The organism is Brucella cytisi (assembly GCF_038433355.1).
In the GTDB taxonomy this organism is placed as follows: domain Bacteria; phylum Pseudomonadota; class Alphaproteobacteria; order Rhizobiales; family Rhizobiaceae; genus Brucella; species Brucella cytisi.
Genome location: NZ_JBCAUP010000013.1, coordinates 103,186 through 128,881 on the forward strand (window position 1 = coordinate 103,186; position 25,696 = coordinate 128,881).

Consider the following 25,696-nt stretch of genomic DNA (forward strand, 5'->3'; position numbering starts at 1 on the left):
CATAAAATGGAACCGGTTCTCGGATCAGGCATCAGACAGTCTCGTGAGATGACCGGCAGAGACGTTGAAGAATTGCGCTTCCCCTTCGAGCGCTTCGAAAAGCGCGCGATCCGTGCCCGTCATGAAGGCCTGTCCGCCAAGCTCATCAAGGATGCCAAAGAGCGCGGCGCGGCGCCCCGTATCGAGATGCGCGGCGATTTCATCGAGCAGGAGAATCGGAGCCATGCCGGAAAGCTCTGCCGTCAGTCGGGCATGGGCAAGCACGAGACCAATCAAAAGCGCCTTTTGTTCGCCCGTGGAACAGAGCGCGGCTGGCATGGATTTGGGCCTGTGCTGAACGATCAGATCGGTGCGATGCGGGCCATCGAGCGTGCGGCCTGTCGCCCGGTCCCGCGCGCGGCCATCGCGCAAGGTACGGCGGAAGTCCTCTTCAAGATCGAGCGCCGCCTCGACATTGATTCTCTGCTCCAGCGCGCCTTCCAGAAAGCAATCGGCCTTTGGAAATGGTCCTTCGGCAGGCAGCCGTTCGATCATCGCCGCAATCAGGCGCATGGCTTCGGCGCGGGCAGCGGCAATGGCTGTGCCCAGTTCCGCCATCTGACTTTCAATGGCGTCCAGCCATTGGTCGTCATTACTGCCATCGTTCAGCAAGCGGTTGCGACTACGCATCGCTTTTTCGTAATCGAGCACGCGCTTGCCGTGGGCGGTATCGATAGCAAGCACCATGCGGTCGAGAAAACGCCGGCGATCAGAAGCGCCTCCAGTGAAAAGCCCATCCATCGACGGCACCACCCAAAGGATGCGCGCATAGTCGAGCATGTCGTCGCCGGAACCCGCAATACCGTTGATACGAACCTTGCGCGCCCCCTCGCCGCCGCCTGCTGTGCCGGTGCCGACTTCCGCTTCGCCATAAATCATACAGTCGAGCGCCGCATGAATGGCAAAGCCGTCGAGCGAGTTGGTGCGGGCAACATCGTCATAGGCAGCGCGACGCAGGCCGCGTCCCGGCGACAGAAAGGAAATTGCTTCGATCAGATTGGTCTTGCCGGAACCATTTTCGCCAGTCAGCACGACATGGCCGGGCCCAAGCGGCAGTGATAGTTCCGCATAATTGCGGAAATTCACAAGCTTGAGCCGCCGGATCGAAACACGTTCCGGGCGGCTTTGATTAGGCTCAGGCGTATTCACTTTTCTGTTCTTTAAACACGCATAGGCATCAGGACGTACAATACGTCTTCATCGCCGGTGTCGCGCACCAGCGTCGGCGAACCTGCATCGGCCAGCATGAAGACCGCGTCCGAACCCGAAAGCTGGCTCGTAATGTCGAGCAGGTATTTCGAGTTGAACCCGATATCGAGCGGATCGGCGTCATAGTCCGCCGCAAGCTCATCAGTTGCGCTGCCGGAATCGGGATTGTTGACGGTGAGCGTCAGTTGGCCATCGGCGATTGAAAGCTTCACCGCGCGGCCGCGTTCGCTCGAAATGGTCGAAACGCGATCCACGGAGGCCGCAAACTCCTGGCGTCCGATGGTGAGCTTCTTGTCGTTGCCAGACGGAATCACGCGCTGGTAATCCGGGAAGGTTCCGTCGATCAGCTTCGAGGTGAGGACCACCGATCCAACCGTGAAGCGAATCTTGCCGTCCGACAGTTCAACCGTAACGACCACATCCGGCACATCGACCAGCTTCTGCAGTTCGGCAACCGTTTTGCGCGGGATGATAATGCCCGGCATGCCTTCCGTGCCGGACGGTGCTTCCAGTTCGGCGCGCGCCAGACGGTGACCGTCGGTCGCGACAGCGCGCAGCTTCAGAGCACCCTCGCTTTCGATGGCGTGAAAGAAAATGCCATTGAGGTAATAGCGGGTTTCTTCCGTCGAAATCGCAAACTGCGTGCGGTCAATGAGACGCTTCAGAGCCTGCGCCTCGATCCGGAAGGAATGGGTAAATGCACCAGCGGTCAGTTCCGGGAAATCGGACTGCGGCAGGCACTGGAGGCGGAAAGACGACTTGCCGGAAATGACCGAAATGGAACCACCATCCGGATTGGTCGACAGCATGACTTCAGCGCCATCCGGCAGCTTGCGGACGATGTCATAAAGAAGATGTGCCGGAACCGTCGTAGCGCCTGCCTGTTCCACCATGGCGGCTGTCGCTTCGTTGACCTCAAGATCAAGGTCGGTCGCCTTGAGTGCGAGGCTTGCGCCCTCCGCCTGCAAAAGCACATTCGACAGGATAGGTATCGTGTTGCGACGCTCCACGACGCGATGGACGTGGTTGAGAGATTTGAGAAGGTTCGATCGCTCTAGGGTAACACGCATGTTCAAACGCACTCGCTCGCTGGGACAGGACAACTGCATCTGACGGGCAGGCAGGCGGCCCCTGTCGATAAGGCGCCGGGGGCGCCAGAAGGTCCGTTAAAGTGGCAGATTTTTAAGGAGAAAAGCAAGCCCGCGCCATGTCGGAAAGCGACAGGGCCCGGGCTTTTTGTTGATAACCGCGATTGATAGCGGGGAAGCTACTGTAATCAGGCCGCCTGATCGTTGATGAGGCGCTTCAGAAGCTCCAGTTCCTGCGCCAGCTTGGTGTCGGCGCCCACCAGATCTTCGATCTTGCGCACGGCATGAAGAACCGTGGTGTGATCGCGACCGCCGAAGCGGCGACCGATTTCCGGCAGGGACCGTGGCGTCATCATCTTGGCAAGATACATTGCCACCTGACGCGGCTTGACGATGGTGCGCGTGCGGCGGTTCGACAGCAGGTCCTGCTTCGAGACATTGTAATGACGCGCCACGATGCGCTGGATTTCCTCGATGCGGATACGCTTCGGTTCGCCAACGCGGGTCAGATGACCGAGCAGCTCATCGACGCGGTCGATGGAGATGTTCGGCTCGAAGGACTGACGGAACAGAAGCTGGTTGAAAGCACCTTCCAGTTCGCGGCCCGATCCGGTGACGGTGCGGGCAACGTGGGAGAGAATCTCTTCACCAATGTTCAGGCTCGAATCTTCTGCCTGCGCGACGGCGAGACGACGGCGCAGCATCTCGACACGCATGTCATAATCAGGGGCCGCCACTTCGAGCGCAACGCCACCCTGAAGACGCGAGCGAACACGCACATCGAGTGATTCCAGTTCGGACGGCGCACGGTCAGCAGCGACAACGACCTGCTTGGCGCTGTCGAGCAGCGTGTTCAGGAGGTGGCAGAACTCATGCTGGATCGACTTGCCCTGCAGGAACTGCATGTCGTCGATGACGAGAAGGTCGATATCGCGCAGCTGTTCCTTGAAGGACAGCGCATTGTTGTCGCGGATCGCGGTGGCGAAGCGCCACATGAAATACTCAGCCGTCAGATAGACAACGCGGGCCTTTTCCTGCCGCTGGAGCGCGGCGGCGGCGATTGCCTGCAGAAGGTGCGTCTTGCCGAGACCGACGGAAGCATGGATGAAAAGCGGATTGAAGCGCACCGCGCTGGAACCAGCTTCAGCAATGGTGCGAGCGGCGGCAAGGGCCACGCGATTCGATGCGCCATCGACAAAGCTGTCGAACGTATAGCGCGGGTCGAGCGGCGAACCCAGAACGGAACCCGATGCCGATTCTGCAACGACTGCAGAACCGCGCTTCTCGCCGAGCGACTGCCCAACGGGAAACACCATCTTTTCGCGCGGAGCCACAGCAGGCTTGGTTTCAACTGCTTCGCAGGCTTCCACTGGAGCTGCGCTGCGCACCACGCGGCTTACACCGCGAACCACGACTTCAACTTTCAGGATCTGCGAGTTTTCTTCCTGCCACAGCTCGGTCAGCAGTTCGGAATAGTGATTGTTGATCCAGGAGCGCAAAAATGCTGTCGGAACCGACAGGCGGACAATGCTCTTGGAAATATCGTCGAGCTTCAGACGACCGAACCAGCTGGAATAAATCTCGGTGCCGACGCGGGCTTTCAGCTTTGCCGTGAGGCGCTCGAAAACCTCGTCACTTGCATTGCCGCTCAACTCGACCAGGCTCTTTTCATTTCCGGTAGCAGAAGATCCATGGATACGGTTCGCATGTGCATCATCACCCATCGTTGCCGTCGATTTGCCGGTCATCATTGCCATCGTCTCGCCTGCCTTCACATTCGTACGCGCCGTTTTTTGGCGCTTGTCATTTTTTCCTGTCCGAACCGCGGATTTTTTATCCGTCTGGCCTGGCAGGTACTCACTCATAAAGCCCGGCTCTACAGCTCTGGGCCAAACACAAACTCAAACGGTCCCATCAGGACCAACACCCGGATACTCCTTCCCGGCGACCTTTTTACGACTCACAACACTTTTACCGGAGGCTGATTGCCCGGAAAGAAATCCGCCACAACCATTCAATTGTCGGGGACATGCCTAAAACGGCATTCCGGTTAACGAACGGTAAGCAAACAACCATGAGGAACAGGACCTTACGACCAGAATATAACACCCGCGGGCTGTGATGCCCACGCCGACAAACTCGCTATTTGATGCTAACTCCGGGCCGGTGGCCCACCCCTCTTATGCCCTGACTTTAGCGAAGCCTCGCAGCAAAGGGCAAGCCTAAGAAAGCCACATTTTTTTGCCGATAGCCCTTGCAGGGGGACTCGACAAAAGTAGGGAATCGGACGCCAGCGAAATAACACCTTTGGATTCAATGTGTTTTCGTGGGGCAATTTTTAGGTGATCTTGATATGTTCTTCCTAAAAATAAATTTAAAAATATTCCTTGACTCAAACCCCCTTCCGAGTCCCTAAACCCGCCTGTGGATAACAGTGGATAATAATCCGCAACCATTTGAAAATACTACTTAAATAGCCTCATGCGAGAATAACCGCTCTCTGAAATATTCCAGCTAGGCATTGAAAAATCTCTACAATTCAGGGTGGTATGAAAGAATGCCAGTGCTCTGAGAAACGCTCAAAAAAGAAAACCCGGCTAACAATGAGCCGGGTTTCGAAAACAATCCATAAAAATGGATGAATGCTTAGGCGTTCAGAGCCTTAACGCGCTGAGCAAGGCGAGACACCTTACGCGAAGCGGTATTCTTGTGCATCACGCCCTTGGAAGCAGCGCGCATCAGTTCAGGCTCAGCAGCCTTGAATGCGACTTCTGCAGCCTGCTTGTCGCCGCTCAACAGAGCGTCTTCCAGCTTGCGCACGAAGGTACGAACGCGCGAACGGCGGGACTTGTTGATTTCGGTGCGGGCAGCGATCTTGCGCACTGCCTTCTTGGCCGAAGGAGTATTGGCCATAAATGCCTCTCTTTTTTCTGTCAGCTAGCCAGGGGCAAAAACCGCCGGGCACAAAACCTCTAGGGCAGCCGAGAAAATCCCTTGAAGATCCCTGGGGGCCGCCGATCCGTGGCGGGCTTATAGATCAGCTTTGGCACGGCGTCAACGTGGATTCTGCCCCAAAGCTCGATCAAAAAGCCGCAAACCCGGCCTGAAAGCCCGCCGAAAGCGACCGGAAGGCTCCCATGATGCTCTTGTCAGGGCCGTCACTCGACCACCAGCCGATCAATTAGAGCGGTTCCAGCTAAAACCGAGTCATTGAAACTGCTCTATCTATTTGTCTTTTCAAGCATGTCTTTATCCCGAAACCGGTTCCCACTTTAGGGAGACAAGCTTTAGCGATTCTTGAACGACGGCGTACGCTTGTCGATGAAGGCTGCCATGCCTTCCTTCTGGTCTTCCGTCGCAAACAGCGAATGGAACTGGCGCCGCTCGAAGCGGAGTCCTTCGCTCAGCGTCATTTCGTAGGTACGATTGACCGCTTCCTTGACCATCAGCACGGACGGACGCGAGAAGGATGCAATGCGTTCTGCGGCCTTCAGCGCTTCGTCAAGAAGCTCCTCCGGTGCAACGACGCGCGAGACGAGACCGCTGCGTTCTGCTTCCGCCGCATCCATCATGCGTCCGGTCAAGCACATATCCATCGCCTTGGACTTGCCGACATAGCGCGTGAGACGCTGCGAGCCGCCCATGCCGGGCATGACGCCAAGCGTGATTTCCGGCTGGCCGAATTTTGCGTTGCTGCCCGCGATGATGAAATCGCACATCATGGCGAGTTCGCAGCCGCCGCCCAGCGCATAGCCCGAAACCGCCGCGATGATCGGCTTGCGGACCCGATCCACTTTCTGCCAGTCAGCGAACATGTCCTGAAGATAGGCATCCACGAAATCGATCGGCTGCATTTCCTTGATGTCGGCACCGGCAGCGAAGGCCTTTTCTGAACCGGTGAGAACGATAGCGCCGATCTTGCCGTCCGTATCGAAAGCGCCGAGAGCTTCCGTCAATTCGTCGAGAACCTTGCGGTTCAGGGCATTGAGCGCCTGCGGGCGGTTGAGGCGGATGAGGCCGACGCCGCCACGTGTCTCGACGATGATCGTTTCATAGGCCATGGATTGAACTCCTCCTTCGGACAGATCAAGCGTTTCCTGTTTTTCCTGAAACACGGGAAATGCTCTATCTTTTCGGTTTGAACCGCGCATCTTGGCCGCAAACCGTTTCACACTTTTCGGATGCGCTTTCGCTGGTTGGCGGGCAAAGTGGACCGGCGTCACTTCTTTTTCAAGGCCTCATTGCTGGCAAGAGGCACAGAAAAAAGTCGAACGTCCCGACTGTACCGCCCGTTCCACAATGCCGTTGCAGGCAGGGTTTTTGCAAGACTCTCCCTCGCGCCCATAGACGGAGAAGGAGTGTTGGAAATAGCCAAGCGCGCCATCTGCCTGAATATAGTCCTTGAGGGTTGAACCGCCTGCGGCAATGGCTTCCGCGATCACTGTGCGGATATCGGCAGCCAATTGCTCCATGATTGCGGGATCCTGCGCAACAGACCCGGCTGTCTGCATGGGCGACAGGTGGCTGCGCCAGAGCGCCTCGCAAACATAGATATTACCAAGACCAGCTATCAGCCGCTGATCGAGCAGCGCCGCCTTGAGCGGCGTCCGACGCCCCTTGAAGAGTTCGGCCAGAATGGTGCCCGAGAGCAGATTGCCTGTCGGCTCTATGCCGAGGCTTGCCAGCAGCGGGTGGCTATCGAGCGTGCCTTCTTCCGCAAAAAGCATGAAGCCGAAGCGACGCGGATCGTTGTAGACGATACGGGCCGGAGCGCCATCGGCTCGCAGAAGATGAAACACGACATGGTCATGCGCACTCAGTTTGGAGCGCTCATGATGGAATTCGCCGGGCGTGCCGCCGTCATCATCGGTCTCGATGCGAAACGAACCCGACATGCCAAGATGGCTGATGACGGATAGGCCGTCATTGAGATGGATCGTCAGATATTTCGCGCGACGTCCAAGCGCCAAAATGCGCCGACCGGAAAGCCGTTCGACAAAGCGGTCGGGAAAGGGAAAGCGCAAGTCCGGGCGTCGTTGTTCGACTTGGCTGACGGTCGCGCCCTCCATGACGGGCTGCAGACCACGGCGAACCGTTTCGACTTCTGGCAATTCGGGCATAGAAAACTGATCCTGAACAAGAGCCATGCATTGGCTTTGCCCTTATATGTTCAGTTTTGTCCGCAATGCCAAGATGTTCAGCAATTGGTACAGGGAAGCGTGTTCGTATAGCGGGGCGCCAGATAATAGGTTTCGCTCATCGGAATGCTCGTGGAAATCCATGCATTGAGCGGCTTGTAGTCGAGTTCGACGTCGACTTTGATGAAATACGATCCTTCATCCAGAAGGCTTGACGGAATATCGCCGACATCCCCCTTCTTGGCGGCAAAATCCGCAATGTTGGCATAGGACCAATCGACCTCCGGCGTCAGGTTGCTGGCCCTCGCCGTTCCGTCAATCCTGATTGCGGTGATCCTTATCTTCGGGGTGCTCCGACAATAGGGCAGCAGTGACGCGCGACTGATGTTGAACATATCGTTCAGATCATTCTTCGTGACCGACAATTGGCGAGCAACCAGATCGGCGAGGCTGCTCGCCGAGCGCGACACTTTCTTGTTCGTGTCGACCCCGTCAGCCAAATCAACCGAGCCAAGATAAATCAGAAGCAGGGCGGGCGCGATCAGTGCGAATTCAACCGCACCCAATCCGCGTTTATCATTCAGGAATTTTCGAAGACAATTACGCATGGCAATCGATCGCTCCAGAATGCATTCCGAAAAGTGCGAGGCGATTTTCGGGATGCACATCAGTTGTTTTAGTTCGGGAAGGGTTCGTTCTGCCAGGTGAGGGTCGCAAAGAGCGGCATGGTGCCCCCTGCAGCATGTGGATTTTCGATCAGATAAAGGATGTTTGTCAGCACGGGCCAAGCATAAACCACGTTGAGCTGATTGATCGTTGAGGTTCCACTGGTCCCGATAATACCTGTCCGTGTGAGCTTGCCCTCACCGTCGAGAATCTGGTCAATCGGAACCTTGTCGAAGCCTTCGTAGGTTCCCAGATTGAGCGAAAGATTGGGGCAGCCTTGCGCGACCATAAACTGCATCTGCTGACAGAGTTCGGTGCGCAAGGTTCCTTCGCTGATTTGAGCCCCTCTGATCTGCCCCGTCTGCAATCGGCGTGCAACAGTCTCTGTCGCATTGGATATGACCTGACGCGCCACAAAACTCATACCGATTTCGATCGTCGCAAAGATGATGATCAGGAACGGAACGATGAGCAACGCGAACTCCACCGCCGCCACACCATGTTGTGCACGGGCAAAACGGCGTAAGTTCGCGCTCGCCCCTGCAAGGCCAAGCGCCAAAATCCGGAAAGTCATAACCCCACCCAACTTCACATGAATTCGATTGGGAGTATCGTTACAACAGGACAACCTGAAAGAGTATTAACGGAACAGGGACTCACGACTGAATAGCGTTACTTGTCGTCGAAGCCGTTCTTCGTTGAGGCTTTTTCGCAGTAAGGCGTACAGGAAAGCGTTTGCACTTCGGCCTGCCGGTAAATTCGCGTCGTGCCGCGTGCATTGCGGGAAACTACCAGCTCACGATCGAGGATTGGTTCGCCCTGCTTGTCCATGACGACAATATTGGTGACGCCAAAATCCTTGCCAGTCAGAACAATAGTCTGTGCATCCTGAACGACGGCATCGGCAATCGACGGATTTCCGATCACGACACTGTCGGCTGGCCGCGCGAGCCGCAAGATGCGCGCCTGGCTTGTTTCAAGGGCAATGTAGTCTTCTGCAGACGCCGGTTTGGCCGCAAAGACCGTCATGAAGGCAATGCCCATGGCAGACACCTTGCCGAAGCCACCCAAAGCAAACAATCGACGCGTCACGCGACATTCCCCCGCAGATATAGTGGGCTCAGCGAATGGAACCCCATCAATATAATGAGCAAAGAATGAAGGGGATTGGTGAAGGAAGAATTAAGTCGCTACTCTTCCGTGCAGACCGCGTTCACAATTCGCCAAAGATTAACCAATCGTGCGATTGCAGTGATCCGGAAAGCGTCGAAACACTTCATTAACCCTGATTGTTAAGAGGGCCACAATTCCTCTCTCTTATGCTTCAGCTCATCCGAAATTAGAGCGCGTTCCCAAAAACCAGCGCAATCGGAACAGCGAGGAGCATGTGATGCCGACATTGATGACGCGCTTCATGAAGAACAGGGCCGGTTCGACAGCAATCGAATATGCGCTGATCGGCACACTCGTTTCCATAATGATCATCAGCGGCGTTGCGCTCGTGGCTGGCAATGTCGGCGAAAAATTCAATGACACGGCCATACAGTTCGAACAGGCGACGAACCGCTAATCATCAAAGCGCAACTCCGTGCAAACGGTGACCAAATGATGGGATGACAGGCGACGCGGGGGCATCGGCAATGACAGCAGCAGCCATGACCGCAATCTTTGCTCTGGCAATGGTGACGGCCATGATCACCGACTTGACCTCGATGACCATCCGCAACCGCGTTTCCATCGGACTGAGCCTGGGCTTTGTCCTGCTCGCACCGCTCTGCGGAATTTCCCTCGCAGACTATGGCTGGCATCTGGCTGTCGGCGGTATCGCGCTCATCATCACCTTTTCGCTCTTTTGCCTGCGCGCCATGGGTGGTGGTGACGCCAAGCTCATTGCGGCAACGGCCTTGTGGTTCGGTCCCAATGCCAGCCTCATGGATTATATTGTGATGGTTTCGATCCTGGGCGGCGCGCTGACACTCACGATCATCCTCTACAGGATGATCCCCCGTCCGCTACTGGCGGATCGCTATGCCTTCTTGGGAACGCTCGCCCGCAAGGATGTGGGCATTCCCTACGGCATTGCACTTGGAGCTGCCGGTCTCTGGACATTTCCACTGTCGCCAGTCGGGGAAACGATGAAGACCTATTTGACAGGGGCATTTTAAGCGCATTTATGCGCAACTTTCGCGTGTATTCCCAATCTTTCTTTATTCGAATAAGATTATATTAACCATAATTACACGATTCCCAGTGCAATTTTGGAACACGTCATCAAGACGTGGGGATTTGCGCGGGGCACATCATGAAATCAGCTCGACTGCTCATTTTAGGAGTGGCCGTTCTTGCGGCAGGTGGCGCTGGCTATATTGCCATGAACCTCGCCGCACCGCCGCCTGCTCCCATTGTCGTCGCGCCTGAAACGCCGCAGATGAAGCTGGAAGACGTGTTGGTTGCCACCGAAAATCTCGGTGTCGGCGCAGAGCTGACATCGCAGATGCGCTGGCAGCTCTGGCCTGCCGAAGCTGTCAGCGACGGCTATATCACCCGCGCAAGCGAACCCGACGCCATCAATCAGTTGAGTGGCGCAACCGTGCGCCTACAGTTCTTCACGGGCGAACCGATCCGCAAGACCAAGCTCATCGGTCCGGGACAGAGTTTCATGTCGTCGATCCTGCCGCCCGGCATGCGCGCCGTCGCGACACAGATCAATGCCGAAAGCTCGGCAGGCGGCTTCATTCTTCCCAATGATTTCGTCGATGTCATCATGACCCGCCGCAAGCCGGACAATGGCGATAAATCGCTGACACCATTCACCACGGAAACCGTGTTGCAGAATGTGCGTGTTCTGGCCATCGATCAGGCCATTCAGGAAGACGAGCAGGGCCGCAAGGTCATGGTCGGCCAGACCGCGACGCTCGAAGTCACGCCGGAACAGGCCGAAATCATCACCGTCGCCCAGCAGATGGCGGACCGCCTGACGCTGGCGCTTCGCTCGACACAGGACGTCGAGGACAAGGATATCAAGCAGGCCGACTATCTGGTTTCCTCGCCGACCCGCAGCGGAACGGTCAAGGTCATCAAGTCCGGCAGCGTTACAGAAATAGGACCGCGCTCATGAGAAAGACAAAACTCGTGCGCCCATATTCCGCAAAAGTCGCACTTTTAACCAGCGCGCTTGCCGCCTTCTCACTGCCGCTCACCGATATGTCCGTCATGGCGGCGGCGGGTATCGTCAAGGTCGGCAGCCAGCAGCGTTCGCAGACGATCAAGCTTGGCCTCAACAAGTCGGTCGTGCTCGATCTTCCGCAGGATGCTTATGACGTTCTCGTCTCCAACCCGACAATAGCCGATGCGGTGACGCGTACGTCGCGACGCATCTATCTTTTCGGCAAGCAGGTCGGACAGACCAATATTTTCGTTTTCGGTCCCAATGGCGAACAGGTCGCATCCATCGATGTCGAAATCGAGCGCGATGTGAGCGGGATTTCATCCCAGCTGAAGCGCCTCATTCCCGGTTCCGATATTCGCGTCGAACTGATCAACGATAATGTGGTGCTGACCGGAACGGTGCAGACCCCACAGGATTCGGCACAGGCCGCAAAACTTGCAGGCCTTTTCGTTTCCGGTGGCGAAGCAACAACCGGTCAGTTCACCACGACTGCGTCCGCGCCAACGGATGGCGGCGGTGTTGCTATCAACAATCCCGACCGAAACCGCCGCGCGAGCGCCATCGTCAATATGCTGACTATCGTCGGCGAGGATCAGGTGACATTGAAGGTCACCGTCGCGGAAGTCAGCCGCTCCGTCATGAAGCAGCTTGGCGTTAATATGGCAGGCAGCGGTGTTTCGAACGGCATTTCCTATGGGGGAATTTCCGAGAGTATTGCCGGAGCCATTGGCAACAACCTGTCCGATACCGGATTCGGCCTCGCGACAAGCAATTTTTCCACCTATCTGCGGGCAATGGAATCGGCAGGCGTCATGAAGACACTCGCCGAGCCGACCCTGACCGCAATCTCCGGCGAAAAAGCGGCCTTCAATGTCGGCGGCGAATATAATGTCATCAACAGCGTCAAATATGATGATGACGGAAAGCGCACCAATGAACTGGCCAAGATCAACTACGGCATTGGTCTCGAATTCATGCCGACCGTGCTGGGGCCGGGACGCATCAGCCTGAAAATCAGAACCTCCGTCTCTGAGCCGACGACAGAAGGCGCAGGCACCACCAACAAGATGGATGGCGTTGGCGCAAGTGTTCTATCGCTGCGCAAGCGTGTCGCCGATACGACGGTCGAACTTCCGTCCGGCGGTTCCATGATGATCGGTGGGTTGATCCGCGATGAAGTGCGCCAGTCGGTTTCCGGCTTTCCAGGCCTTACCAAGATTCCGGTCCTCGGCGCGCTGTTCCGCAGCAAGGATTTTATCCGCAACGAATCCGAACTGGTGGTGATCGTCACACCTTATCTGGCGCGCCCCGTTGCCCGCCAGCAGCTTGCGCGGCCCGACGACAATCTCAATCCGGCCAGCGATGGCGCGGGATACATCCTTGGCAAGGTCAATCGCGTTTACGGCACGATGGAAACCAAACTGCCGCCCGGTCGCTACAACGGCGTCGTCGGTTATATCTACAAGTGAGCGGGGACAGATCATGACATATTCAGTCAGAGGCTTTTGCAGGATTTCCACCCGACCAGCGCTTGTCGCTCTGTCACTGGCCCTCCTCGCGGGTTGTGCGAACCGCCAGCATGTCACCGTTGGCGCCTTGCCGGACGATTATCGTACCAATCATCCGATCACGATTGCGGAGCGGGAGCAGGTCATCGATATTCCGGTTGCACAGGCCGACCAGAAGCTGAGCCCGATGCAGCGCGGTATCGTTCAGGGCGCTATTGCCAATTACCGGCGCGGCGGCTCAGGCATGCTCTATGTGCTGGTGCCTTCAGGCACCTCCAATCAGGCGGCGGCCTATCGGTTAAGCACCGAAGTGTCGGCTATGCTCCGGCGCGGCGGCATCAAGGCAAACAATATCGCCATCGAAAACTATCCCGTTGAAAACCCTGAAGCGGCAGCGCCCATCAGGATCAGCTATTATGCGATGACCGCGGGCACGACGCCGTGCGGTCGCTGGCCGGACGATCTCGCCAGTACCCCTGAAAACAAGCATTATGCCAATTTTGGCTGTGCCTCGCAGAACAATCTTGCCGCTCAGGTCGCCAATCCGGCCGATCTTCTGGGACCACGCGTCATGTCGCCAATCGATTCGGACCGCACGACCGAACGTCTCAACGGCAAGCAGGGCTACGTGAAGATGTCGCCCGCACAGACGGATAACTGGAAAGAACCCCGTAGCACGCAGGCCGAGTATTAAGAGGGCGCCATGAGCAACTTCGCTTTCGAACCGGCGGAAGAAGAACAAGGCCCCGAGACGGGCCGCGCGCCGATCATGCTGGAAAATGTGCGTCCCATTCCGCGCATTTCGATCCAGGCCTTCTGCGTGAACGAAAGCGTCGCCATCCCGATCGAGCGCGCGGGTGGCGACCGGCGCATGGCCAAAACCCATCTGAAAGTCATGATGGGCGGCGTTGCAGCGGCAATAGAATTTTATCAAACAGCCTCCACACCCAATCTGATTATTGTCGAATCGGCGTCCGAACCCAATGTGCTGCTTGAAGAACTGCAGCAATTGTCAGAGGTATGCGATTCCGGTTCAAAAGTTATGGTGATCGGTCATTCCAACGAGGTCTGGCTTTATCGCGAATTGCTGCGGCGCGGCGTTTCAGAATATATCGTGGCGCCTGTCTCGCTCGCAGACATTCTGGCCATCGTTTCCTCGATTTTTCTCGATCCCGGTGCGGAACCGCTGGGCCGTTCCATAGCCTTCATCGGTGCAAAAGGCGGTGTCGGCGCTTCAACAATCGCACACAATGTCGCCTGGTCGATCTCCGACCTGTTCCGACACGATGTCGTGCTGGCAGACATGGACCTGCCCTTTGGCACAGCAAACATCAATTTCGATCAGGACCCCACGCTCGGCATCGCCGATGCCGTTTTCTCGCCGGAGCGGATCGACGAGGTCTATCTCGACCGATTGCTGGTTCAATATGGCGATCACCTTTCGATCCTCGCTGCACCTTCGAGTCTGGAACGGACATTCGATTTCGGCGAAGACGCCTTTGCCGAAATGATCGATGTTGCCCAACGCAATTCTCCGCTGATTGTGCTGGATGTGGCGCATGGCTGGAGCGGATGGACGCGGACCACATTGATGCGCGCCGATGAGGTCGTGATCGTGGCAACGCCCGATCTCGCCAATCTGCGCAACACGAAGAACCTTCTCGACACGCTGGCGCAACTGCGACCGAACGATGTGAAACCGCATCTCGTCCTCAACCAGATGGGCATTCCTAAACGGCCGGAAATTGCGCTCGCAGATTTTGCCGAGCCGCTCGGCATCGACCCTGTCGCGACTATAGACTTCGATCCGCAGCTTTTCGGCAATGCAGCCAACAACGGCCGGATGATCGCAGAAACCAATCCGGAAAGTCCGATTGCCGAAGCCATCAGCCATATTGCGCATGTCGTGACTGGCAGGGCCGATGTGCAGCCGCGCAAGAAGAGCAGCATTTCGAGCCTACTCGGCAAATTTGCACGCAAGACCAAGTAACGGCAGGAAATCATGTTCGGCAGAAGAGGCAACGATACGGGAAACAAGCCGGAAAGCGGAACGCGACCGGCTGTGCCGAAACCTGCCAGTTCCGCTGCGATGCCTGCTCCGACCCAGCCCGTCGTGCAACCGTCCCGCATGCAGGCAGCCGTACCAAGCACTCCGGCGAAATCCCATACCCAGACGGGTACGCAAGGGCGCGAGAAGACCGAAAGCTATTACGACACCAAATCGCAGGTCTTCTCGGCACTCATCGACACAATCGACCTGTCGCAGCTTTCCCGCATGGCGCCGGATGCCGCGCGTGAGGAAATCCGCGACATCGTCAACGACATCATCGCCATCAAGAACTTCGTCATGTCGATTGCCGAGCAGGAAGAACTGCTCGACGATATCTGCAACGATGTTCTGGGCTACGGCCCGCTGGAGCCGCTTCTTTCTCGCGACGACATCGCCGATATCATGGTCAACGGTTCGCGCCGCACCTATATCGAAGTGGACGGTCTGCTGCAGGAAACCGGCATTCGTTTCCGCGATAACCAGCAGCTTCTGAACATCTGCCAGCGTATCGTGAGCCAGGTCGGACGCCGGGTCGACGAATCGAGCCCGATCTGCGATGCGCGCCTGCCCGACGGCTCGCGCGTCAACGTCATCGCGCCACCGCTGTCGCTCGACGGCCCCACCCTGACCATCCGCAAGTTCCGCAAGGACAAGCTGACACTCGACCAGCTGGTGCGATTCGGCGCCATATCGAATGCCGGGGCGGAACTGCTGCAGATCATCAGCCGGGTGCGCTGCAATGTCATTATTTCCGGCGGCACCGGTTCGGGCAAAACCACGCTTCTGAACTGTCTGACACGCTATATCGACACGCATGAACGCATCATCACCTGCGAGGATTCGGCTGAACTGCAATTGCAGCAGCCGCACGTAGTGCGTCTGGAAACCCGCCCGCCCAATCTGGAAGGCGAAGGCGAAGTCACCATGCGCGATCTGGTTAAGAACTGTCTGCGTATGCGTCCCGAACGCATTATTGTCGGTGAAGTGCGTGGATCCGAAGTGTTCGATCTTTTGCAGGCCATGAACACCGGCCACGACGGTTCGATGGGCACGATCCATGCCAACAGTCCGCGTGAATGCCTCAACCGTATGGAAGCCATGATCGCCATGGGCGGCTATGTGCTGCCACAAAAGACCGTGCGCGAGATCATCGTCGGTTCTGTCGATATCATCATTCAGGCCGCACGTCTGCGCGACGGCACACGCCGCATTACCCACATCACCGAAGTGGTGGGGCTGGAAGGCGACGTCATCACCACTCAGGATCTCGTTCTCTACGATATCAAGGGAGAAGATGCCTCTGGCCGTATTCTTGGCAACCATAGTTCGACCGGCATCGGGCGACCTGCCTTCTGGGAACGCGCCCGCTATTATAATGAGGATAACCGCCTTGCTTCTGTGCTCGACAGCATGGAAAGGGCAAACACATGACAGGATCCGGTGCCAGCATTGTGATGTTCATCGTGCTCGCCGTTGTCGCCTGCGCGGCTCTGTTCTATGCGCTCTTTTATGAAAAGCTCGGCAAGAAGGACCACGCAGCACGGCGCTTTGAAACCGTGCGCAACAGCGGTTCAGAACGGGCGATAACGCGTAGCGAACGCGACAGAAACGCCGACATCCAAAAGCGCCGCAAGCAGTTGCAGGATAACATCAAGGATCTGGAAGCGCGGCAGAAGCAGCGCGAGAAGAACCAGAAATATCCGCCCCTGCGCATTCTTCTGGCGCAGGCGGGGCTGAGCCTCACTTTGCAGAAATTCTACATCTATTCCGGCATGGCGGCGTTTCTCGCAACATTCATCGCACTGATTTTCGGCGCGCCGCTGCTTTTCCTGCCAGGTATCGCAATTGCCGGTTTTTTCGGTTTGCCGCGCTGGTTCGTGCTGCAGAAGCGCAAGCGTCGGCTGAAGAAATTCCTCGAAGAATTTCCCAACGCGCTTGATGTCATCGTGCGCGCAACCCGGGCAGGACTGCCGCTTAATGACGGTCTGAGACTTATTGCGAGTGAGGCGGTTGAACCGGTCAAGAGCGAGTTCAAGAAGGTGGTCGAGGCACAGCAGATCGGCCTTTCTATCCCTGAAGCAGTCGGCAAGATGCCCGATTCCATGCCCTGCCCGGAAACCAACTTCTTCGCCATCGTCATCCAGATACAGGCGCAGGCAGGCGGTAATCTTTCCGAAGCGCTCAATAATCTTTCAAAGGTTCTGCGCGACCGGAAGAAGATGAAGGCCAAGGTCGATGCGCTTTCCATGGAAGCCAAGGCTTCGGCTGCGATCATCGGCGCGCTGCCTTTCATCGTTATGGTTCTCGTCTATCTGACGAGCCCGCAATATATGACGCTGCTTTTCACGTCATCCACCGGCCATATGCTCCTGGGCATTGCAGCCGTTTTGATGCTGACCGGCATCTTCATCATGAAGAATATGATCAATTTCGATATGTGAGGCACCGGACATGTTTTCTCTCCTCACACAAAAATTGACCGACCCGCAGTTTCTCATCGGCGTTTTGATCACGGTTGCGGTTTTTGCAACTGTAGTAACGATCATCATGCCGGTTCTGAGCGGCAGCGCACTCAAATCACGCATGAAATCGGTCGCCACCGAGCGCGAAGCCATTCGCTCACGGGAGCGTGCCCGTCTTGCAGCAGAAAGCGATCGCCGCAACAGCCTGCGGCATCAGCAGAAACAGGGCATCCGCGAATTCGTCGAAAGGCTTGATCTCAAGCGCGCGCTTGCCGACGAAAAGACGATCGCTTCGCTCAGACAAGCAGGCTTCCGGGGACAAAACCCTCTCAACATCTTTCTGTTTCTGCGCTTTGTGCTGCCTTTCGGCGCCATGTTGATTGCCGCCATCTACATTTTCATGCTCGGTGTGCTTGCCGATCAAACCTTCTTCGTTCGTTTGCTCGTCTGCGTTTTCGCGGGCTACGCCGGTTTCTATGCGCCGAACCTCTACGTCTCCAACAGGGCAACCAAGCGCAAGCAATCCATCCGTCGCGCATGGCCGGACGCGCTCGACCTGATGCTCATCTGTGTCGAATCGGGCATGTCCACGGAAGCTGCCTTTCGCCGGGTGGCCGATGAAATCGGTATTCAATCCGTCGAGCTTGCCGAAGAACTGATGCTGACCAATGCCGAGCTTTCCTTCCTGCCGGAGCGCCGTCAGGCCTATGAAAACCTCGCCAATCGCACGGGGCTGGATCCGGTGAAGTCCGTAACGCAGGCACTGATTCAAGCCGAGCGTTACGGCACCCCGGTGGCGCAGGCGCTTCGCACGCTTTCTCAGGAAAGCCGCGATTTACGTCTGCTGGACGCTGAAAAGAAGGCTGCGGCCCTGCCGCCAAAGCTGACCGTGCCGATGATCGTTTTCTTCCTGCCGGTACTCTTTATCGTCATCCTCGGCCCGGCCTTCATCCAGATTTCGGCGCAAGGCGGATTGTTTGGCGGTAACTGATAACCGGTCATTCAGACATGACGAAAACTAAGAGAGGCCTCAGCCCTTCGGCTTGTCCTTGAGCATGTTCCAGGAGTTCTGCTGGGCCAGCATGGAACGAAGATAATCCGTATTGGCCTTGGCCTGTTGCGGAGAAATCTCGCGCGCGGCAATCGCTTCCGCCTCCTGAAAGCGGCCTTGCAAACCGACTGACAGCGCGAGGTTCTGACGCACGCGGCTGTCGGCGCCTGGAGCGTCAGCGGCCTGCTTGAAATAGGTTTCGGCAGTTCGTGCATCGCCTGCCAGAAGATAGGACATCCCCATATTGGAGATGATCGACGGTTCATTCGGCTGAAGCTGCAGCGCCTTCTGATAAGTCGCGCGCGCTTCTTCCTTCCTGCCCATCTGGTCGAGAATGGCGCCTTCTGCGGAAACCAGTTTCCAGTCGGGATAGGCCGGGTTTTGTGCGCGGCGAATGGCATCAAGTGCGCCTTCAAACTGGCCTGCACCCGCAAGCGCCTTACCATAAGCCGAAAGAACAGCCTGATCTTTCGGATAAACAATGGCGAGCGCCCGCATGACGGCCAGCGCCTGATCGTTGCGGCCAAGGCGCGCCAGCACATTGGCGTAGTTGAGCGCCGTCTGACGGTCCTTCGGATTGCGCTCGTATTGCGCCCCGAGCCGCCCGGCCATCGCAGCAAGCTGCGTGTCGTTCATGTGATCGAAAGTGGCGACCGTCGCCGCACGGCGGACCGAACCGGTCGTGGTTCGGTCGACGGATGTGCAGCCGGAAAGAACCAATGCTGAAAGAATGCAGGCGAAACCAAGACGTGTTGCGATAACGTCTTTTCGAACGATGTTCAGCATCCCGCCTCTCCTGCTAAAGCGTGTCGCGCATCCAACATGCTTTAGTCTCTGGTTTTCACCCTCAAGCCCAATTCCTGCTAAATCAATAATCTGTTAACCCTAATGATTGGTTAATATAGCGATTGCGGTTTCTGTTTCCGCGCGGCAATAATCACGCTATCTGTTTGTTTTAGCGCGCATCTTATCCGAAAGCCGTTTCACACTTTTCGGGAGGAGCGATATCTGTTTGTTTTATGAACTTCCGACAAAATGCCAGCGCTTTTGCCGGACATCGCTTACTGGTCAGAAAGAGCATCATGTCTGTCGAACTTCTTTCCCAAAAATCCGAACAAAGCCGTCCGATCTGGTTTACGCCGAAAGGCGGACTGGAAACCGCCGGTCTTCCCGCCGATGCAATTGCATGGGCTAGGGCCAACGGGTTTGACGACGAAGCCGGACGAGTGCTCGTCCTCCCCGGCGCAGGCGGAGCGGTGTCAGGTGCACTTTTCGGAACAGGCAGCGAGGAAAAGGGCAGCCAGTCGCAGCTTCTGGCCGGAAAGCTGGCGCGCAACCTTCCGGAAGGAGACTGGCATATCGAAGGCGCGGTCGATGAGGCGGCACTTGCCGTTCTCGGCTTCCTAATGGGCGCTTATAGTTTCACGCGTTATCGCAAGGCGAACGGCAAGGCGATCCGCCTCGCTCTGCCCCATGGCGTGGACGAAGCGGAAATCCGCCGCATCGCCGCTGCGGTTATGTTGGTGCGCGATCTCATCAACACGCCGACCAACGATATGGGACCAGATGCTCTCGAGAATGCGGCCCGTGAACTGGCGTCCAAGTACAAAGCCGATATTGCCGTTACCGAAGGCGATGCGCTTCTGGAGAAGAATTTTCCGATGATCCATGCGGTCGGTCGTGCTGGCGCTATTGCGCCACGCCTGATCGATCTTAGCTGGGGCAAGGCAAGCGACCCGAAAATCACGCTGGTTGGCAAGGGCGTCTGTTTCGATACCGGCGGCCTCGACATCAAACCGGCAAGCGGCATGTTGCTGATGAAGAAGGACATGGGCGGAGCCGCCAATGTGCTGGGCCTCGCCTCCATGATCATGGACGCGCAACTGCCGGTGCGGCTGCGTGTATTGATCCCGGCGGTGGAGAATTCGATTGCCGGTAATGCCTTCCGTCCGGGTGACGTGTTGCAAAGCCGCAAGGGCTTAACCGTCGAAATCGGCAATACCGATGCCGAAGGCCGACTGGTTCTTGCCGACGCGCTTGCGCTTGCCGACGAGGAAGAACCTGCACTCCTGATCGACATGGCGACGCTGACGGGCGCGGCACGTGTCGCACTCGGTCCCGACCTGCCGCCATTCTACACGCATGATGACGGACTTGCTGCTTCCATCGCGCAAAGCGCGGATTCCACAGCAGACCCGCTATGGCGCATGCCACTCTGGAAGCCCTATGCGCAGAAACTGTCTTCACGGATCGCCGACATCAACAATGTCACCACCGACGGCTTTGCCGGATCGGTCACGGCTGCGCTCTTCCTCAGCAAATTTGTCGAAAAAGCTCAAGCATGGGCGCATTTCGACATTTTCGGTTGGGTGCCGGTCGAAAAACCCGCTTCCCCGGTCGGCGGCGAAGCGCAAGCCATTCGCGCTCTTTACCAACTTTTGAAGGAGCGTTACCCGGCGCGCTGAATCCACTTGCCTGAAACGCCGAAAACGGATTGAATAAAACGGTTCCGAAACAATCCCCATTTGGGTGGAACCGGATGCCAATTGAGCTGAAGCCGTTGCAGGCGCTGACATTGCTGAGAACCCTGTCGCTGGAACAGGTACGTGATGAGATGCCCGATCTCACCACGCGACAGGCAGCCATTCTCCTGACCATCTATCTGGAGCCCCCGCCGCATACCGTGCGGGGACTTGCAGCAAAACTGAATGTCACCAAGCCGGTGATTACCCGCGCGCTCGACACGATGGGCGCGCTTGAACTCGTCTCCCGGCATCGTGATGAAAAAGACCGGCGAAATGTGCTAGTAAAGAGGACAGTCGCCGGTGCACTTTATGTTGAAAGACTGGGCGATCTGGTGATCGCCAAAGCCAGGGAGTTACCACTTTGACCATGCTCGACCGCCGCCTCAACGCTTATCGCCCCGACCTCGCCGACGAACGGCTGACCGGTCGGGTGGAAGCGGCGCGTTTTACCGCCGGAGCACCAATGCAGGTTTCCGCATCCGTTGTCGATCTGCGCGCCGAACCGCGTATGGATAGCGGTCCGCAGACACAGATGATTTTCGGCGATCCCGTTCGTGTCTTCGAGGAAATGGACGGCTGGTCGTGGGTCCAGGCAGAACGCGACGGCTATACGGGTTATGTCTCCTCTGCCGCGCTGGAGCAGACTGCTGGCGCCGAAACACATCTGGTCATTGTGCCGCGTACTTTCGTCTATCCCGGCTCTGATCTGCGTTTCCCGCACACCAAGGCACTGTCGCTCGGCTCTCGCGTACGCATCGTCGGCGCAGCCGAAACGCGCGGTACGAAATATGCGCTGCTGGAAAGCGGCGAGGCGCTGATCGCAAGCCACCTTGCGCCAGTCGGTGAACATGCAGCCGACTATGTGGCGGTCGCCGAAACCCTTCTTCATACGCCTTATCTGTGGGGCGGCACATCAGGCTTCGGCATCGACTGCTCCGGCCTTGTGCAATTGTGCATGTGGGTGGCAGGCCGCAAGGTTCTGCGCGATTCCGACATGCAGCAGGATACGCTCGGCGAAATCATCGAACCCGATGCGACCTATTCGAATTTGAAGCGCGGCGATCTGGTCTTCTGGAAGGGCCACGTCGCCATCTGTGCCTCGCCTGACATGCTGATCCATGCGAGCGGTCATACGATGACCGTCACGCTGGAACCGCTGCAGGACGCCATCAAGCGCATTGCCTATCTCTACGATCTGCCGACGCTTATCCGCAGCCCCTGAAAATGAGACCGGGGATCCATGAAGGGAAAGACCACATTAACGATAGCCGCTTTGCTGATCGGCTTTGTTTTGTCTTTTCCATCCCCCGTTTCACCTGAGAGAATTGCACGCATGACCATTCCCGCGTCGCCTGCCGTCTTTGCCGAAGTCAACGGCATAGAAATGTATTACCGGATCGTCGGCGAAGGCTCGCCAATCCTGCTTATTCCTGGCGGCCTGTCCGACCAGCATGTATGGGATGCACAGCTTCCAATCCTTGCGCGCGACCACACCGTAATCGTTGCCGACAGTCGCGGACAGGGACGCTCCACCCGCACCGATGATCCGATCACCTATGGACTGATGGCCGACGACTATGTGGCGCTGCTCGACTTTCTCCACATCGACAAGGTCGATCTAGTCGGCTGGAGCGATGGCGGCATTATCGGCCTCGACATCGCCATGCGCTATCCTGAACGGCTGACAAGCCTGTTTGCGCAGGCGGCAAACGTCACGCCTGACGGCAATACCGGTTATGCCGAGGCCCGCGCCGAAGGAAAACCGATACCGGAACTACGCCACTATGAGAGCATTGACAAGGAAATCCACGCGCTGTGGGCGAACGAGCCGAACTTCACGGACGAGGACTTGTCCGGCATCAGCGTGCGCACGGCGATTGTGATCGGAGACCGCGATACGGCCATCACACGCGAACATACGGAGTTCATCGCCAGCCAGATATCGGGTGCTGAATTGATCATTCTGCCCGATGCCGGGCACGGCGTCCCGGTCGAAAACCCGCGTCTCTATGCGCATACGGTGCTTCGTTTCATTGACGGCAAAAACGCCGAAGAAACGAAGACCGCGAGCCGGAAAAATTAAACCCGGTTCGGCAATACGCGATCGGGCGGGCGGTGCCCGTCGACAAAAGCCTTGATATTGATGATGACTTTGTCGCCCATATCGATGCGGCCTTCCATGGTGGCCGATCCCATATGCGGCAGCAGGACGACCTTGCCCTTTTCGGCAAGCGCCAGCAGCCGCGGATTGACCGCCGGCTCGTTCTCGAAAACATCCAGCCCCGCCCCGGCAAGCTTGCCTTGTTCGATCAGCTCGATCAGGGCATTTTCGTCAATGATCTGGCCGCGTGCTGTGTTGACCATATAGGCGGTCGGCTGCATCAGCGCGATGCGGCGTGCGGACAGCAGATGGAATGTGGCAGGCGTCGAAGGGCAGTTGACCGAGATGATATCCATCCGGGCCAGCATCTGGTCGAGGCTATCCCAATAGGTCGCTTCCAGTTCTTCCTCGACTTCAGGATTGACGCGCTTGCGGTTGTGATAGTGAATGGAAAGCCCGAAAGCCTTGGCGCGGCGGGCGACAGCCGTGCCGATGCGTCCCATGCCGACGATCCCGAGGCGCTTGCCCCAGATGCGCCGTCCGAGCATCCAGGTCGGAGACCAGCCTGGCCATTGTCCGTGGCGCTCGCCCAGCACATTGGCACCTTCCACCAAACGTCTAGGCACGGAAAGCAAAAGTGCCAAGGTCATATCCGCCGTGTCTTCGGTCAGGACATTCGGCGTATTGGTGACGGTGATTCCACGCTTTGCGGCGGCCGCGACGTCGATATTATCCACGCCATTGCCGAAATTTGCGATGAGCTTGAGATTGGGGCCCGCCTGTTCGATCGCAGCTGCATCGATGACATCTGTGATGCAAGGCACCAGAACGTCCGCTTCCTTCATCGCAGCGATGATTTCCGGCTGATTCATGCGGTGGTCGTCTATATTCAGACGCGCATCAAACAGTTCCCGCATTCGGGTTTCCACTGGGTCCGGCAATTTTCGCGTAAGAACGACCAGCGGTTTCTTCTTGTTCGACATCTCCACCCCATCGTTGAGCAAAGCCCCCGGAACAGCCCGTATTGTAACCAACTGGCAGGGCACGCTCCAAGAAATTTCCTGCACATTTCCAGCGGAAAACCGACTCCCACTTTTCCCGAAAATGCGTTAACCGAAGCTTCATGTTGAGACCTCCTTAACCAAGGCGGTGCAATATGGGATATTGCTTCGGCTGAACATCTCTATCAAGGCGAAGCGGCAAAGACAAAGAAAAACCGGAAACTTCAGGTGTCTCTTGGAAAGTCCACATCGATTTTCTGAAAAGATACATTTAAAATCAAACAATTAGATCGCTTTCGATCTGTTCCACACAGACGGATGTGTGATCTGAAAACAGGACGGCAACGTCGCCTCGCAGCCCCCTTAAACTGCTGAAGCTACTACCGTGCTGTCGTGACAGGACGGCGAGAGGTCGCAGTTTGTACAGAGTACTTTCGCAACGCTTTTGGATAGCCATGCTTGGCTTTCTGGCATTTTTTCTCATTCTGGCGCCGCTTGGCGCTTCACACAGGCATGCCGCACGGGCCGCAGAGCCCGCGGGCACGACTGTCGGCGCAAGCGGACTTCCCGTGCCACGTTTCGTCAGCCTTAAACCCGCACGCGTCAATCTGCGCATCGGTCCGGGGCGCGACTATGCGGTTTCATGGCTTTTCATGAAGGCGGGACTGCCCGTCGAGATCATCCAGGAATATGACAACTGGCGTCGTATCCGCGATGCGGACGGCACGGAAGGCTGGGTCTACCAGTCGCTGCTTTCCGGAAAGCGAACTGCCATCACAGCCCCCTGGCTCAAGAACAATCAGGGTTCGATGATCAATATGCGCCGCGATGCCGCCGACACATCGGGACTTGCTGCCGAAATCGAACCGGGTGTAGTCGGCACCGTGCGTGAGTGCACCGGTCAATGGTGTCGGGCGGACATGGGCGGCGTACGCGGCTGGATCAAGCAATCGGACCTGTGGGGTGTTTATCCGGGCGAAGTCTTCGACTGACTTCGGTCTCACGGAGTTGGATAAGGGAAACTGGCCGAGCTTGACTTCGCCAGACACGAACCGATATTGCGATCAGAGCGTCGATCTCATTCAATCAGATCGAAGTGCGCTCTGAATTGAGTTTGAAAGGAGTTTTATGCGCAGACGTTCATCACGACCGTTTTAACGGATTTGAACCTGCCCGTACGGCGGAACTCTTGTGCATATTCAAAACTCTGGAAGACCATGAAAGATCATGACGTGATAATCCGCGCCTATCAGGCGTCGGACTAGCCATCCCTGTCGTCCATCTGGTATCGCGCCTCCCTGGAGGCCCATTCCTTTCTCGGAGGAGATCGGCTTCAAGACCAGCGCAAACTCATCGAAGACGTCTATCTCGAGAAGGCAGAAACATGGGTTGCCACGATCAATGACAGGCCGATTGGCTTTATCGGCTTGCTGGATAGCTTTATCGGCGGGCTGTTTGTCGATCCTGACGTGCAAGGCTGCGGAATAGGGCGAATTCTGATCCGCCATGCCTTGGCATTGAACGGCGAGTTATCGCTTGAAGTTTATGCCGACAATGAGCGGGCATGTCGTTTCTACAGCCATCTCGGCTTCAAGATAACCAGTCAGCGATCGGAAGACGATGAAGGCCTTCCCTTTCGCAACATCCGGATGGAACTGAAGGGCTGATAAGCGAGCGGGGCGAAAAATC

Annotated in this window: 26 protein-coding genes; 15 read left to right on the forward strand and 11 right to left on the reverse strand. The window is 56.9% G+C overall.

Features of this window, described 5'->3' with window-relative positions; genetic code table 11:
- Positions 1-24 precede the first annotated feature (24 nt).
- The 9 genes from recF to AAE521_RS14390 form a co-directional block, all read right to left on the reverse strand.
- Entirely contained in the window at positions 25-1,188 is a 1,164-nt protein-coding gene (recF, locus tag AAE521_RS14350) for a DNA replication/repair protein RecF (protein WP_342061653.1), read from the reverse strand.
- Between the two features lie 11 nt (positions 1,189-1,199).
- Positions 1,200-2,318: a DNA polymerase III subunit beta gene (gene dnaN, locus AAE521_RS14355; RefSeq protein ID WP_445433031.1), complete on the reverse strand. Its 1,119-nt coding sequence runs from the start codon at positions 2,316-2,318 to the stop codon at positions 1,200-1,202.
- Positions 2,319-2,524: 206 nt separating this feature from the next.
- Positions 2,525-4,087: a chromosomal replication initiator protein DnaA gene (dnaA, locus tag AAE521_RS14360; protein ID WP_342061710.1), complete on the reverse strand. Its 1,563-nt coding sequence runs from the start codon at positions 4,085-4,087 to the stop codon at positions 2,525-2,527.
- A gap of 895 nt (positions 4,088-4,982) precedes the next feature.
- Positions 4,983-5,249 (reverse strand): 30S ribosomal protein S20, encoded by a 267-nt coding sequence (gene rpsT / locus AAE521_RS14365; protein ID WP_010657809.1) that lies wholly within the window; start codon positions 5,247-5,249, stop codon positions 4,983-4,985.
- Positions 5,250-5,623: 374 nt separating this feature from the next.
- Complete coding sequence (locus AAE521_RS14370) at positions 5,624-6,397, reverse strand: enoyl-CoA hydratase (RefSeq protein WP_010657808.1); 774 nt, start codon at positions 6,395-6,397, stop codon at positions 5,624-5,626.
- A 177-nt stretch (positions 6,398-6,574) separates the two neighbouring features.
- A complete protein-coding gene (gene mutM / locus AAE521_RS14375; protein WP_342061655.1) occupies positions 6,575-7,456 on the reverse strand; it encodes a bifunctional DNA-formamidopyrimidine glycosylase/DNA-(apurinic or apyrimidinic site) lyase in 882 nt (293 codons plus the stop codon).
- A gap of 77 nt (positions 7,457-7,533) precedes the next feature.
- Positions 7,534-8,082, reverse strand: a complete 549-nt coding sequence (locus AAE521_RS14380; protein ID WP_342061656.1) for a TadE/TadG family type IV pilus assembly protein — start codon at positions 8,080-8,082, stop codon at positions 7,534-7,536.
- A 68-nt stretch (positions 8,083-8,150) separates the two neighbouring features.
- A complete protein-coding gene (locus tag AAE521_RS14385; RefSeq protein WP_125300470.1) occupies positions 8,151-8,714 on the reverse strand; it encodes a TadE/TadG family type IV pilus assembly protein in 564 nt (187 codons plus the stop codon).
- Positions 8,715-8,812: 98 nt separating this feature from the next.
- Positions 8,813-9,232, reverse strand: a complete 420-nt coding sequence (locus tag AAE521_RS14390; protein ID WP_342061657.1) for a pilus assembly protein N-terminal domain-containing protein — start codon at positions 9,230-9,232, stop codon at positions 8,813-8,815.
- Between the two features lie 298 nt (positions 9,233-9,530).
- Between AAE521_RS14390 and AAE521_RS14395 the strand changes: the two genes are divergently transcribed.
- From AAE521_RS14395 to AAE521_RS14435, 9 genes are all read left to right on the forward strand, one after another.
- Complete coding sequence (locus AAE521_RS14395) at positions 9,531-9,710, forward strand: Flp family type IVb pilin (protein ID WP_010657803.1); 180 nt, start codon at positions 9,531-9,533, stop codon at positions 9,708-9,710.
- Positions 9,711-9,780: 70 nt separating this feature from the next.
- Positions 9,781-10,305: an A24 family peptidase gene (locus tag AAE521_RS14400; protein ID WP_342061658.1), complete on the forward strand. Its 525-nt coding sequence runs from the start codon at positions 9,781-9,783 to the stop codon at positions 10,303-10,305.
- A 137-nt stretch (positions 10,306-10,442) separates the two neighbouring features.
- Complete coding sequence (gene cpaB / locus AAE521_RS14405; protein WP_342061659.1) at positions 10,443-11,258, forward strand: Flp pilus assembly protein CpaB; 816 nt, start codon at positions 10,443-10,445, stop codon at positions 11,256-11,258.
- Positions 11,255-12,778 (forward strand): type II and III secretion system protein family protein, encoded by a 1,524-nt coding sequence (locus AAE521_RS14410; protein ID WP_342061660.1) that lies wholly within the window; start codon positions 11,255-11,257, stop codon positions 12,776-12,778. Before cpaB ends, AAE521_RS14410 begins: the two co-directional genes overlap by 4 nt.
- 13 nt (positions 12,779-12,791) lie before the next feature.
- Complete coding sequence (locus AAE521_RS14415) at positions 12,792-13,511, forward strand: CpaD family pilus assembly protein (RefSeq protein WP_342061661.1); 720 nt, start codon at positions 12,792-12,794, stop codon at positions 13,509-13,511.
- A 9-nt stretch (positions 13,512-13,520) separates the two neighbouring features.
- Entirely contained in the window at positions 13,521-14,807 is a 1,287-nt protein-coding gene (locus AAE521_RS14420; RefSeq protein ID WP_342061662.1) for a CpaE/TadZ family protein, read from the forward strand.
- A gap of 12 nt (positions 14,808-14,819) precedes the next feature.
- Complete coding sequence (locus tag AAE521_RS14425) at positions 14,820-16,298, forward strand: TadA family conjugal transfer-associated ATPase (protein WP_342061663.1); 1,479 nt, start codon at positions 14,820-14,822, stop codon at positions 16,296-16,298.
- Entirely contained in the window at positions 16,295-17,308 is a 1,014-nt protein-coding gene (locus tag AAE521_RS14430; protein WP_342061664.1) for a type II secretion system F family protein, read from the forward strand. Before AAE521_RS14425 ends, AAE521_RS14430 begins: the two co-directional genes overlap by 4 nt.
- A gap of 10 nt (positions 17,309-17,318) precedes the next feature.
- Positions 17,319-18,320: a type II secretion system F family protein gene (locus AAE521_RS14435; protein ID WP_342061665.1), complete on the forward strand. Its 1,002-nt coding sequence runs from the start codon at positions 17,319-17,321 to the stop codon at positions 18,318-18,320.
- Between the two features lie 39 nt (positions 18,321-18,359).
- Here the strand turns inward: AAE521_RS14435 and AAE521_RS14440 are convergent, their stop codons facing one another.
- A complete protein-coding gene (locus AAE521_RS14440) occupies positions 18,360-19,166 on the reverse strand; it encodes a tetratricopeptide repeat protein (protein ID WP_342061666.1) in 807 nt (268 codons plus the stop codon).
- Between the two features lie 296 nt (positions 19,167-19,462).
- Between AAE521_RS14440 and AAE521_RS14445 the strand changes: the two genes are divergently transcribed.
- From AAE521_RS14445 to AAE521_RS14460, 4 genes are all read left to right on the forward strand, one after another.
- Positions 19,463-20,845 carry a leucyl aminopeptidase family protein gene (locus tag AAE521_RS14445; RefSeq protein WP_342061667.1) on the forward strand — a complete coding sequence of 461 codons (1,383 nt, stop codon included), beginning with the start codon at positions 19,463-19,465 and terminating at the stop codon, positions 20,843-20,845.
- A gap of 74 nt (positions 20,846-20,919) precedes the next feature.
- The gene (locus tag AAE521_RS14450; RefSeq protein ID WP_010657792.1) at positions 20,920-21,270 is read left to right on the forward strand and encodes a MarR family transcriptional regulator; all 351 of its coding nucleotides are present in this window, start codon (positions 20,920-20,922) and stop codon (positions 21,268-21,270) included.
- Between the two features lie 2 nt (positions 21,271-21,272).
- Positions 21,273-22,127 (forward strand): C40 family peptidase, encoded by an 855-nt coding sequence (locus AAE521_RS14455; protein WP_342061711.1) that lies wholly within the window; start codon positions 21,273-21,275, stop codon positions 22,125-22,127.
- Between the two features lie 18 nt (positions 22,128-22,145).
- Positions 22,146-22,988 (forward strand): alpha/beta fold hydrolase, encoded by an 843-nt coding sequence (locus AAE521_RS14460; RefSeq protein WP_342061668.1) that lies wholly within the window; start codon positions 22,146-22,148, stop codon positions 22,986-22,988.
- Here the strand turns inward: AAE521_RS14460 and AAE521_RS14465 are convergent.
- Entirely contained in the window at positions 22,985-23,989 is a 1,005-nt protein-coding gene (locus AAE521_RS14465; protein ID WP_010657789.1) for a 2-hydroxyacid dehydrogenase, read from the reverse strand. The genes AAE521_RS14460 and AAE521_RS14465 overlap by 4 nt on opposite strands.
- A 437-nt stretch (positions 23,990-24,426) precedes the next feature.
- Between AAE521_RS14465 and AAE521_RS14470 the strand changes: the two genes are divergently transcribed.
- Together AAE521_RS14470 and AAE521_RS14475 are read left to right on the forward strand one after the other, a co-directional pair.
- Positions 24,427-24,999 (forward strand): SH3 domain-containing protein, encoded by a 573-nt coding sequence (locus AAE521_RS14470; protein WP_342061669.1) that lies wholly within the window; start codon positions 24,427-24,429, stop codon positions 24,997-24,999.
- Between the two features lie 279 nt (positions 25,000-25,278).
- The gene (locus tag AAE521_RS14475) at positions 25,279-25,674 is read left to right on the forward strand and encodes a GNAT family N-acetyltransferase (RefSeq protein WP_342061712.1); all 396 of its coding nucleotides are present in this window, start codon (positions 25,279-25,281) and stop codon (positions 25,672-25,674) included.
- The last annotated feature ends 22 nt before the right edge of the window (positions 25,675-25,696 follow it).

What these genes read in the sequence shown, in the direction of transcription:
- AAE521_RS14455 (WP_342061711.1), top strand. Translation starts at nt 21,273, where the DNA reads ATGCTCGACCGCCGCCTCAACGCTTATCGCCCCGACCTCGCCGACGAA.
- mutM (WP_342061655.1), bottom strand. Translation starts at nt 7,456, where the DNA reads ATGCCCGAATTGCCAGAAGTCGAAACGGTTCGCCGTGGTCTGCAGCCC.
- AAE521_RS14385 (WP_125300470.1), bottom strand. Translation starts at nt 8,714, where the DNA reads ATGACTTTCCGGATTTTGGCGCTTGGCCTTGCAGGGGCGAGCGCGAAC.
- AAE521_RS14400 (WP_342061658.1), top strand. Translation starts at nt 9,781, where the DNA reads ATGACAGCAGCAGCCATGACCGCAATCTTTGCTCTGGCAATGGTGACG.
- AAE521_RS14430 (WP_342061664.1), top strand. Translation starts at nt 16,295, where the DNA reads ATGACAGGATCCGGTGCCAGCATTGTGATGTTCATCGTGCTCGCCGTT.
- AAE521_RS14460 (WP_342061668.1), top strand. Translation starts at nt 22,146, where the DNA reads ATGAAGGGAAAGACCACATTAACGATAGCCGCTTTGCTGATCGGCTTT.
- AAE521_RS14425 (WP_342061663.1), top strand. Translation starts at nt 14,820, where the DNA reads ATGTTCGGCAGAAGAGGCAACGATACGGGAAACAAGCCGGAAAGCGGA.
- AAE521_RS14380 (WP_342061656.1), bottom strand. Translation starts at nt 8,082, where the DNA reads ATGCGTAATTGTCTTCGAAAATTCCTGAATGATAAACGCGGATTGGGT.
- AAE521_RS14450 (WP_010657792.1), top strand. Translation starts at nt 20,920, where the DNA reads ATGCCAATTGAGCTGAAGCCGTTGCAGGCGCTGACATTGCTGAGAACC.
- AAE521_RS14410 (WP_342061660.1), top strand. Translation starts at nt 11,255, where the DNA reads ATGAGAAAGACAAAACTCGTGCGCCCATATTCCGCAAAAGTCGCACTT.
- AAE521_RS14370 (WP_010657808.1), bottom strand. Translation starts at nt 6,397, where the DNA reads ATGGCCTATGAAACGATCATCGTCGAGACACGTGGCGGCGTCGGCCTC.
- AAE521_RS14445 (WP_342061667.1), top strand. Translation starts at nt 19,463, where the DNA reads ATGTCTGTCGAACTTCTTTCCCAAAAATCCGAACAAAGCCGTCCGATC.
- AAE521_RS14395 (WP_010657803.1), top strand. Translation starts at nt 9,531, where the DNA reads ATGCCGACATTGATGACGCGCTTCATGAAGAACAGGGCCGGTTCGACA.
- AAE521_RS14415 (WP_342061661.1), top strand. Translation starts at nt 12,792, where the DNA reads ATGACATATTCAGTCAGAGGCTTTTGCAGGATTTCCACCCGACCAGCG.
- dnaN (WP_445433031.1), bottom strand. Translation starts at nt 2,318, where the DNA reads ATGCGTGTTACCCTAGAGCGATCGAACCTTCTCAAATCTCTCAACCAC.
- rpsT (WP_010657809.1), bottom strand. Translation starts at nt 5,249, where the DNA reads ATGGCCAATACTCCTTCGGCCAAGAAGGCAGTGCGCAAGATCGCTGCC.
- AAE521_RS14435 (WP_342061665.1), top strand. Translation starts at nt 17,319, where the DNA reads ATGTTTTCTCTCCTCACACAAAAATTGACCGACCCGCAGTTTCTCATC.
- AAE521_RS14420 (WP_342061662.1), top strand. Translation starts at nt 13,521, where the DNA reads ATGAGCAACTTCGCTTTCGAACCGGCGGAAGAAGAACAAGGCCCCGAG.
- AAE521_RS14440 (WP_342061666.1), bottom strand. Translation starts at nt 19,166, where the DNA reads ATGCTGAACATCGTTCGAAAAGACGTTATCGCAACACGTCTTGGTTTC.
- AAE521_RS14465 (WP_010657789.1), bottom strand. Translation starts at nt 23,989, where the DNA reads ATGTCGAACAAGAAGAAACCGCTGGTCGTTCTTACGCGAAAATTGCCG.
- cpaB (WP_342061659.1), top strand. Translation starts at nt 10,443, where the DNA reads ATGAAATCAGCTCGACTGCTCATTTTAGGAGTGGCCGTTCTTGCGGCA.
- dnaA (WP_342061710.1), bottom strand. Translation starts at nt 4,087, where the DNA reads ATGATGACCGGCAAATCGACGGCAACGATGGGTGATGATGCACATGCG.